The sequence below is a fragment of the Proteiniclasticum sp. genome (assembly GCF_003514505.1).
In the GTDB taxonomy this organism is placed as follows: Bacteria; Bacillota; Clostridia; order Clostridiales; family Clostridiaceae; genus Proteiniclasticum.
In genome coordinates, this window is record NZ_DOPX01000010.1 from 81,769 (window position 1) to 91,474 (window position 9,706).

4 protein-coding genes are annotated in these 9,706 nt (G+C 43.1%); all 4 read right to left on the minus strand.

Annotation, left to right across the window (positions count from 1 at the left end):
* Window positions 1-11: 11 nt before the first annotated feature.
* Entirely contained in the window at window positions 12-1,244 is a 1,233-nt protein-coding gene (locus DEF30_RS03010; RefSeq protein ID WP_294096348.1) for a DUF4317 domain-containing protein, read from the minus strand.
* 120 nt (window positions 1,245-1,364) lie between these two features.
* The gene (locus tag DEF30_RS03015) at window positions 1,365-2,741 is read right to left on the minus strand and encodes an aminopeptidase (protein WP_294096350.1); all 1,377 of its coding nucleotides are present in this window, start codon (window positions 2,739-2,741) and stop codon (window positions 1,365-1,367) included.
* 191 nt (window positions 2,742-2,932) lie between these two features.
* Window positions 2,933-8,971, minus strand: a complete 6,039-nt coding sequence (locus DEF30_RS03020) for a CehA/McbA family metallohydrolase (protein ID WP_294096352.1) — start codon at window positions 8,969-8,971, stop codon at window positions 2,933-2,935.
* A 424-nt stretch (window positions 8,972-9,395) separates the two neighbouring features.
* Complete coding sequence (locus tag DEF30_RS03025; RefSeq protein WP_242943553.1) at window positions 9,396-9,611, minus strand: CsbD family protein; 216 nt, start codon at window positions 9,609-9,611, stop codon at window positions 9,396-9,398.
* Between the last annotated feature and the right edge of the window lie 95 nt (window positions 9,612-9,706).

Consider the following 9,706-nt stretch of genomic DNA (forward strand, 5'->3'; position numbering starts at 1 on the left):
ACTGGCTGCTTCTAAAGAAACCGCTCTTTCTCTCCATTGATCATGGCACCTTCATGGTCCTCCAGAGGAATCACCAGGCACTTTTTCCCGTCAATGATCTCTTTCCGGATGGAAGAGATTTTCTCTTCTTTCACTTTCACCACCACAGGGAACTCTTCTTCTGGCGCGTCCACTTTGACCTTTTCCAGCTCCTCTTTTAAAATGGTGACTTCTTTTCGAAGATGCTCTTCCTTTCTTCTCTGCTCTTTCTCCTTGAGCACTTTGGCATCCAAAAGGCTTTCCGCCAGAGGCAGGTCCACCCCGTAATAGCTCTCGTAGGATTTGGCAATCTCTTCAGTGAACTTATCCGGAACCCCACTGTCACGAAGAAGATCCTCCACCTCATCCTGACGGAGTATCATCGGCTCCACATCCGCATCGCTGTAGGTGTCCTTAAACTCCAGAAGTCTTCCATGAAGCTGGTCCTGAATCTCCATGAACAGAGTTTCCGCATCCTCTTTTCCGTCCTCCAGAGTCCCTTTTACTATGGCCTGGAAAGACTCTTTCTGAAGCGTCGCTGTTTCTTTCATCTTGCAGCCCAGAATCTCTTCCATGAATTCAGGATGGGGATCCTTAGGATTCTTGGTATAATACATCACCCGGTCAATGTCCTGACTCCGGTCGATAAAAGCAGGATAGACAAAGCCATGTTTTGGCATCTCCACCACCCAGTCCCGATGACGCGCTTTTATTTTATTCTCATCTTCTATATAGCTGAGACCAGCATCAGAAAGGGAAACAGGACACACGGCACAGAGGACATACTCATAGACTTCTTCCGACTCATCCACTTTAAGGTTGTCTTCTGTCTTGGTGATGACATCATAAACATCATGGAAAAGAAGAATGATAAAGTTTCCCACATACTCGTATGTGTCAATGATTCTCTGATAGAGCTCATCCAGCACATCATCCTTCAGAAGTCTGCTCTTTTTGAGCGTCATATAGAACTCCTGATGTCCTTCTTCTTTCTTTTCCGAATCAAAGCTCAGATCAAGGATATTGTTGCCGATGCTGCCACTTAAAACCTTTTTCGCAATCTCCAGATACTTATGAAACTCATCATCCTCAAGATTCAGGAAGGTCTCCCGGAACTTGGTGACAATGGCTTTTTCTCCATTGACATAGCATCCCGCCATTTTGGTGAAGGTCGCCTGTTCTTTCTTATACCTTTTCTTGATTTCCAATATGTCTTTTTTCTGCATTTTTATCTCCATTTCTTTCACTAAGAACTCATTTCTTCCATCCCTAATTTAACACATCTTCAGGAAGATATCCAAGTGAAAAAGAAGCCCTTTTTCACTTGAGCTTCTTTCATCCGATTGCTAGTTTTGCAGGAATGCTACATAACCTTTCTTGGTCTCATAGACATCTGCCTTACTGACCACTTCCCATGGTGCATGCATATTGAGCACTGCTACGCCGCAGTCTATGACTTCCATGCCATAATGAGCCAGGATATAGGCAATGGTGCCACCGCCGCCCACATCCACTTTTCCAAGCTCTGCAGTCTGGAACGATACGCTATTGTCCTCAAGGATTCTTCTCAGATCCGCCATATACTCTGGATTGGCATCATTGGATCCGCCTTTTCCACCTGATCCTGTAAACTTGTTGAAGACCATTCCCTTGGAAAGGAATGCGGAATTCTTCTTTTCAAAAGCCTGAGGATAGGTTGGATCATAGGCTGCGCTGACATCAGAAGAAAGCATTCTGGAATTTGCCAGAGTTCTTCTTAGTGTCAGATCCTTGTATTCACCCATGGCTTCCAGAAGCTCCGCCACAGTATTTTCAAAGAATCTGGACTGCATACCTGTAGCGCCTACACTGCCGATTTCTTCTTTATCCACCAGCAGAGTGCAGGCGGTTCTTTCAACAGATTCCATCTCCAGCATGGCAGCCAGTGAAGTGAACGCACAGACTCTGTCATCATGACCATAAGCCATGATCATGCTTCGGTCCAGTCCTGCTTCTCTTGCTTTTCCTGCAGGAACCACTTCCAGCTCCGCAGAGAGGAAATCCTCTTCTATCATGCCATATTTGTCAGAAAGAAGTTTCAGCACTGCCTTCTTTACAGACTCCTTTTCTTCACCCTTTACCGGTTTATTGCCGATGATGATGTTCAGATCATCCCCTTCAATCACTTTTGCCGCTTTCTTCTCCAGCTGTTCCCTGGATAGATGGATGAGTAGATCAGAAATAAATACCACTGGGTCCTTTTCATCTTCACCAATGACCACATCCACAACAGTTCCGTCCTTCTTCACCACCACGCCATGGATGGCCAGAGGAATGGTTACCCACTGGTACTTCTTGATACCGCCATAGTAATGGGTGTCAAGATACGCAAAGTCTGAGTCCTCATAAAGTGGATTCTGTTTCACGTCCAGTCTTGGAGAATCCACATGAGCTCCTAGAATATTCATTCCTTTTTCCATGGGCTGTGTTCCAATATGGAATAGCGCAATGGCTTTCTTCATCCAGGTGGCATAGACTTTATCGCCAGATTTTAAAGTTTTTCCTTCCGCGAGGACTTCAGAAAGGGACCTGTAGCCTTTTTCTCTTGCCATTTCCTCTGAAATCTTCACTACTTCTCTTTCCGTCTTGCCATCATCCAGATAGCTCATATACTCTTTGGAGAGTTTCTCCAGAGCTTCTTCTTCTGTCTTATCATACTTCAGCCAGATGTTTTTACGTTCCATATCGATTCCCCCTGATTTTTCATTCAGTTCTCATTATATCATGAGGGATTTTCAATAAAACCACGAAGAAATACACTTTCTTTCAATATCAGCACAAAAGAAGCTTTATGAACTGCTGCTCATAAAAAATAAAGATCTCTGATTCGATTGCCAAAATAAAGGAGGAGCCAATCACAGCTCCTCCTCTCTTCTTAGGCGTTCTTTACCAGTTTCTTTTTCTCATGCAGGAATAGTATTGCACCCGCTCCAATAAAGATCATGCCCAGTGGCAATGTAGTCCTCATGGCATTTTCAGATCCAGTTTTGGGCAGTACCCCTGCTGCCTGAAGATCTTTGTCTGCAATAAAGTAATCACTGTTATGAGTGATGGTAAGTTCTACATACCCCTCTGCATCTACCTTTATTTTTTTAGCAACGGTTTCCACTTTTTTGGATGCCGCATTGTAGTAATAGACATACAGATTATTTTTGTCTTTGCCCTTAAGCCACTGCTCATCAAGCTTTATTCTCACTACTGCTTTTCCTGGCAATACTCCATTGTCTCTGAAGCTGATGACTAGAACATCTTCTCCTTTTACCGCCTTTTTAATGGCAGCTGCATTTTTAGATGTACAGCTAGCAATTGGCGCTATGGTTACGCCTAAATCGATGTCTTTCACATTCTTAATGTCTTTTCCATTGAAAGACCATACCGCATTTTCCGTTTCAAAGACAATGGTCTTATCCTGACCCTTCAATGCTTCAAAAATGGCTTTATCGATCTTTTTGTTCTCTCGTGCATCTACAGTCAAAGTACCCTTTACTGGGGTTTTTGCAAGAGCTTCCAAGACTTTCTCTGTTTCATTCTTGATGGTCTCAGATGACTGTTCTTTTTCAGTGAGCTGCTTGATGGCATCTTGAATGTTTGTTACTGCGCCATCGACTTCCTCTTGTCTTGCATAAACATCTTCTAAAAGAACAATACCTTTTTCAACGGCCTTTGTAAGTATCTCTACACTTGCCTCTGTCATATTGTCCAAGTCTTTGTCTTCTGCTTCTTTGATGATGTTTTCTAGTGCTGTTTTACTGGTTGCTTTTTGAACCAGTTTAATCTCACTTCGGTCTCTTACTCGAATTCTGTTTCCTTCAGGATCGATGGAGGAAAGACCAATGGCATGAATGAAATCGCCCTCTTCAATGTTGGGCATCTCTACTGCTGTTCCTATATATCCATCAATGAAGACTCTAATGGCTGTACCGCTGCGGTCTTCTACCATAATGGATTCCACAACACCCTCTTTGGATGTGATCTTCCGAACAAGTCCTTCCACTGCAACCAGGAGACCTAAATGATCTGGAACTTCTTTTGTGGTCATCAGCGTAGGCTGGACTTTCACCACTGGCTCTTCCATCACCTTCATGGACTCAATGTTCAGCTGATGCTCTCCCTGATAGGAAGAAGTAATACCCGTAATTTGAATCATAGTACCAGCTTCATAATTTCCGTCTATGGGGAAGATATTGATTCCACCTGTTTCATCTTGAATATACGCACTGTCAAAAAAGGCTGTGGATCGGTCAAATCCACTCACATTGGAAGTCAATCTTCCTTTAATCGTGAACTGCAGACCTTCTTCGGCTTCCTGCACTGCCTTGATGCTGACGATTTCAGGCTCTGGTTTGATTTCATCAATGACGTTATTGAGAATCTGGAAGTTTGCATTTCTCACTGACTCTTCAATAAGCATTTCCACAGTTACTTCAAAGTTTGAGAAGAAGGTGACACCCGATGCCAGAAGGAATCCTCCACCTGGAAGTATTTCTTCGGAAACCAGCGCTACTTCGCCCTTCTCTACGACTACCTTATCCTTCTCATAGTCAGGAATATAGGCAGATCCTGTAAAGTTTTCTGTGTAATTTGCGCCCCAGGTGCTTTCATATCCTGTAATGATTGGAGTCGCACCGTTCAATAGGACAGGAGCGGAGTTATATGCATTGAATGTTTTAGTGGTTTGAGTTAAGATGCCTTTTCCAAACATCGTATCATCATTGAAATTTTCCTCATCCTTAAATACCAGTCTGTAGGCTTCATTGGACTTCTTCTCGTTATCCACAACAATTCCGTCTGCAATTCTTGCCTTGGCGCCAATGGCTTCCAGGATTCTATTGGAGATAACAGCCGCATTGGCATCTCCACCAGGATTTCCACGATCAGATTTTGAGGATAAAATGATGTTTCCACCGTTCTGTGCAAAGGTTCTGATGGCATCAATCTCTGACTGTGTATAGTTCTTCAGCTCTCTGCCAAATCCTTTGTATGGCACTGTAAGCATTAATAGTTCAACACCTTCCAGTATCTCCGGAGTAATCTCATCATTCACGCGCTTCACACGGGCACCCTTCTCTCCAGCAACCTGGGTGAAGTAGGTATCATTGTTTGCATAGTCTCCTGAAACATAGAAATTGTCATGGGCTGCATCCACTAAAATATCTACAACATTTTTATTGTCATAAACATTTAATGTGATGGATCTTGTGAACGCCATGGTAAGTCCATCCAGCGTCCCTTCCATATTCATGGTTATGGTCTGTTTTCCGAGTTTTTCCGGCACAAAGTTAAATTCTACCGTACTGGTTGTTCCTTTAGCAATCACTGGAAGACCTGTTGTCAGGGTCTTATAAGGTGATCCATCCACCAGATATTCCATTTTTGTGATCTGGAAGTCTTTCTCTTCATAGTTGTACATATGGGTTAGAAGCTTTGTGGTCTCACCTTTCACATCCATGGCGGTATCTTTCGAAAGATCATTGATTCCAACCTGAGTCACAGCTCCGGTCCATACAGGTGCCGTCACTGCGATGTCTCCATCCCCTTGTTCCACCATGATGTAATAGTAGGAATACTCATTGGGTAGGGTAACTTCCATTTTTCCTGTGTTGGTGTTGATACGTTCTTCATGAACCACCAGGCCACCATTTACCATGATACTGACTTTACCAATGACATCCACTGCATCTGGATCGCTGAACTCCACAAGGATATCCAGTTCTTCCAAATCTTCCTCGAATCTTGTACCCATGGGCATGTCATTTGCAGTATAGAAAATTTCAAAGTTGTTGTCTTCCGTGGAATATACCATCAAGTTCTCAATGGACTCCTGGAAGGAGGGAAGGGTTAAAGCATCTGCAATGACTACCGTTCTTGTGGTATTGGCATCCCCCCACTTGCCTTTATGATTATCTTGCCCATTGGAAGGCGCCACATGCCATCCTTTGTCAAGAGCTTGTGCATAGTACTGATAGCTTGGGAAATATCCAGAACCACGTACAGGTCCTTCTCCATTTCCAACTTCAATCAGGTTGATTTTATCATCTACAAGCTTGTCATAATGCGCAAAGTCTTCGAAGGTTCCAAAGGTTGGACCTGGATGATTAAACTGAGAGAAGGTTCCATCCTGGTCTTTCAGCAGTTCATAGTATGCCTTCAAACCAGCTCCTCCACGGGCACTGAGAACAGAATTGTTTCTGCTGACAAATCCATTGGAGTTGAATGTATTGATATGACCGTACTGACCGCTCCAAGTCATTTCAAATCCATAAATAGGCAGAAAATCTGCTGTCTGATGTTTTTGGAATAGTGACTTGTAATAAGCCCACTTGCTCATGGCTGCATTGACTTCTGAAGGGCTTCCTGAATTGGGGTCATCAAAAGTACCCAGTTTTGATGTGGTATCGAAGTAATTGCTATGGTCGGTCAGAGCCAAAAAGTCCACTTGTGCAGCATTTTTGGCATACTCCAACGCTTGATCTGGTGTTCCCAAACCATCCGAATAATTGGTATGTGCATGCAGCTGTCCGAAGTAAAAATTATACAGCGGTTCTCCAATATAGAAGCTCCAAGCATAAGGTTCTGAAGAAATTTCATCTTCCCTGGTAATCACTATTGAAGCCTGAACTCTTCCATCTTCCATGGCTTCCTGAACCGCATAGGTTGCTTTATTCCCTGAAACGGTCATCTTTACTGGCGCATCTTTGCCTAGGATCAGCATTACGGAAGGGTTTTCTCCTGCATTTTCAAATTCTACCGCAATCACAGGTTTCTTGTTTTCTCCTGTGGATTCGTTTGCTCCAGGAGATACCGAAAGAATCACTGGCTTGTCTTCTACAGCGATTTCAGCACTTTTCATGGTTTTGTTGCCATTGACATCTTCAGCTGTAAAATGCAGTGTCATTTTATTTGTGCCTACCAGCATGGTTCCTGGAAGCAATACCTGATAGATGCCTGTGGTCGCATCAGGTACCATGGTCAGTGGTTCGGAAGTGACTCCATTGATTTCAACACCTACCGACACACTTTTAACCGAAACATTATCCACCACTGTAGCTGAAACCATATAGTCTCTACCGGCCTTGGCTGGGAGGTATTCTGGCAATACAAATTCTGGCCCAACTTCATCCTTCACTACCTGGAAGTCACTGCTGGCATTCATTCTTAACTGAACTGTTTCATAATGCATAGATGAAGCAGCATAGACATTTACGGTGTCTCCTTCTTTCACGCCTGAAGGATATGCGGGTCCTTTGTAGATATTGATGGTTCCAGTGCCATCTGTAATCGGTGTGCTTCCATTCTCTACAAATTTTCCAAGCACAGCGTCTTTGATTACAATATATTCTGAAAGATAGGCTCTTCCATTATCCAGAAGCTCTTTTACTTTAACTTCCTGAGGCTCGAAAAGATCTTTCTTCCCCAGCACCTGGATGTCCGTAATCTTGGAAACTTGTGCCACCCCACCAAAAGCTCCAGTGGTTCCTGTGATTTTTACCACATCTCCAATGACAAACTCATCAATTCTCGTGTATTCATAGACTTGCAGTCCAACTACCTCATCCTGAATGACATCCTGTAGTAAAATCGTATTTCCATTATAAATATAAGCAATCTGTCCAACTGTTGTCACAACCTGATTTGCAGGTAAGGCGTACACATCCTGAAGTGAAGTGGCTCCTGTCAGATCTTCCTCACTGACTGGATCCGGAATGACTTCAAACAGCTTCACATGGGATTTATCCGCAACTCGAAGCTGATAGGTGTCTTTATACTGCCCCACCACGCCGATGACTTCAACGGTATCTCCGGATGTAATATTTTCAAGTGCGGGCATCTTAAAGATGTTGAAAGTCATCGAGTCTCTTGAGATCGGTGTGTAATTGCCATTTGTTTCTCCCAAAGTGACTCCTCGAACAACAATTCGATGGGATTCTAAAGACTCCATCTTTTCCTTGTTCTGAAGATCGCTCATGGTGAGGAGCACAGGTGCAGGAAGTGCTTTGACAAACCCAGGTGTCACCGCGCCACTTGCAACAGAAAGCTGCTCCATATTGTTGTACATGCCCCTTTTTCCTGTGGCTACAACTTCCATGCCAAGCTTGAGCTTTGCCGCATCTGCATCTGTGACAAAGAGTACCATGGCGCCTGTGGCATCCTGTACGGTGATGTTTCTAGAATCAATCATGGTCACGATGGCTTTGATGGTTGCGGTTTCATCTTTAGGAAGTGCTCTTGCCTCCTGAATAGAAATAAAATCCACCGTTTTTACAAGTTTCACATCCTCAGGAAGAACTACTCTCAACTGGTAGTTTGTGAACTGTCCCACCACTGCTGTGACGTCAACAACGTCTCCCTCTGTAATTCCTGAAAGAGCGGGAACTTTATAGATATTGACACTCTTGCCGTCTTTCGTGAGGGTGGTGTTTCCAGTGGTGTTGATAGCACCAATGGTGGCACCTTGCACAAAGATTCTCTGAGACTCTACTGCCTCAATCTTTTCGGCATTGGCAAGATCTTCCATTGTCATTTCTTTTGGTTCTGGCTGTGCTTTTACTTCACCTTTATAATAATTGCCAGTCTCAACATTGATTTGTTCTAAGCCATTAAATGTGGCTCTTTTCCCTTTAACGGTAAGCTCCATACCAAGAAGGATAGATGCATCAGCCACGGGAATTCTTGCTACAATCCCAGCAGTCTCATCTTGGATGGTGATGCTCTTGCCATCTACAAAGGTTACAATCCCCTTAACGGTAACCTCATCATCAGTGGCCCGGCTTCTTGCAACATCAATGGAAAGAAGAGAAGCTGAACTTGTTACGTCTACCGCTTCTGCAGATATCTTTCCGCCAGGCAGCAAGCCGAAAGCAAATATCAGCAGAATCATGAGAATAGAGATTTTTCTGGTTCTTTGTCTTTTCATAAGTTCCTCCTTGGATTTTCATTCATCGACAAAAGTATTTTGAGAGTCAAAAAAACTTCAACCAAAACTCCCGTACTGGCTGAAGTGTCTCTACAAAATTGTTTTGTAAACGATTTTCTTCATCATCTTACTACATATTCTGACAATTCTCAATGATTCTAGAAGCCTTTGTCACTCTTTCGTCACATGTTTTTCATTTTTTCAATTTTATGATAAATAATTATTTATTTCTTTTTTACACGAACATTATAACGAAAAATCCGCAATGAATCTTCGTGTATCTGACTTTCACGCATGACAGAAATACTCTGTACTTCTTCTCACCATGGCTTCTTTCTTCTCCCTCCTGCTTCTTCTTCAGATCATCATTTTTTCTTTATCAGCAAAAAAAGAAAAGCCCCGAAGGACTTTTCTAAAACCTCATTTATCTGTTTTTATCATCGCGGTCCAGGATATCATTGATTTTCTCTGAAACCTTATCCTTGGCTTCCTCAAAATCTTCACGAAGATCCGCTTTCTTCTGTTGAAGCTTTCCTTTCAGCTCCTGAGCCTCATCATCTGTGGCTTCTCCAACGGCTTCGTTGAACTTCCCTTTCACTCTGTCTTTTTCAATATCAAATTTATCTTTCATATCTGACATATCATATCCTCCTATGTTTTTTTATGCTATCATTGTAACTTCTTCCGGATGAAGTAGTACTGTAACCCTATGTTGACACTCCCACAGCTAAAGCA

Bases quoted from the DNA above. Each gene is read 5' to 3' on its own strand.
- DEF30_RS03010 (WP_294096348.1), bottom strand. From the start codon at position 1,244: ATGCAGAAAAAAGACATATTGGAAATCAAGAAAAGGTATAAGAAAGAA.
- DEF30_RS03020 (WP_294096352.1), bottom strand. From the start codon at position 8,971: ATGAAAAGACAAAGAACCAGAAAAATCTCTATTCTCATGATTCTGCTG.
- DEF30_RS03015 (WP_294096350.1), bottom strand. From the start codon at position 2,741: ATGGAACGTAAAAACATCTGGCTGAAGTATGATAAGACAGAAGAAGAA.
- DEF30_RS03025 (WP_242943553.1), bottom strand. From the start codon at position 9,611: ATGTCAGATATGAAAGATAAATTTGATATTGAAAAAGACAGAGTGAAA.